The 1158-nt window shown below is 68.4% G+C and carries 1 protein-coding gene; it reads left to right on the forward strand.

What is annotated here, in order from left to right; genetic code table 11:
- Positions 1-86: 86 nt before the first annotated feature.
- A partial coding sequence (locus ACWGPE_RS19080; RefSeq protein ID WP_452049326.1) for an AMP-binding protein occupies positions 87-1158 on the forward strand: 1072 nt, incomplete at its 3' end.

Raw genomic sequence — 1158 nt, forward strand, 5'->3', positions numbered from 1 at the left:
GATTTCGCCCAGGTCACCGTCAACACCCACCCGTCCGACCGGTTCCGCCACTCCATGACGATGCGCCGGGTCAAGGGCTGAGGCACGTGCGAAATCTGGTGCGACGGGACGAGGCGCGTTCGGACGACGCCTACGCCCGGGGGCTGTGGGTGTCCACCACCTTGGCCGACGCCCTCGCGGACGCGGCGCGTGAGACCCCCGACCGGGCACTGGTGGTCGACGGCGACATCACCCTGACGGCGCGCGAATTGCATTACCGGGCCCGCGAACTGGCACTGCAGCTCACCGACTGGATGCCGGCGGGCAGCGTGGTGTCCTTCATGCTGCCCAACTGGCACGAGGCCGCGATCATCTACCTGGGCGCCACGCTGGCCGGCATGGTGGTCAACCCGATCCTGCCTTCTCTGCGCGATCGGGAGCTGAGTTTCATCCTCGACGATGCGCAGAGCCGCGCGATCTTCATCCCCGCCCGGTTCGGCAACCACGACTACGCCGCGATGCTCACCCGGGTGTGCGGCGGGATGACCACGCCACCAGAAGTGGTGGTGCTGCGCGGGGATCCGGGCCCGCACCACTCATTCGCCGCCCTGCCGGCCGCGCCCGACCGGGCCCTGCCCACGCTCGACCCGGACGACGTCCGGATGATCATGTACACCTCCGGGACCACCGGACGCCCCAAAGGTGTGCTGCACAGCCACAACTCGATCAACGCGCTGATCCTGCAGCTGCGTCAGCACTGGATGATCGACCGCGGTGACACGTTCCTGGTGCCCTCCCCCATCGCCCACATCGGCGGTTCCATCTACGCGTTCGAATGCCCCCTGCTGTTGGGCAGCACCGCCGTACTGATGGAGCGCTGGAACGCCGAGGACGGCGTGGACCTGATGACCGAACGCAAGTGCACCCACATGGCCGGGGCGACACCGTTTCTGGAGCAGCTCCTAGGGGCTGCCGAACGAGCCGGTACCCGGCTACCGGATCTCAAGGTGTTCATCTGCGGTGGCGCATCGGTACCTCCGTCGCTGATCCGGCGGGCGTCGGACTACTTCGAGCGCGCCGTGGTCAGCCGGGTCTACGGCTCCACCGAGGTGCCGGTGACCACCGTTGGCTCACTGGCCCCCGGCGGCATCGAGCACGCTGCCGAGACCGACGGCCGTC

It is taken from the genome of Agromyces sp. NPDC055658 (genome assembly GCF_053618155.1).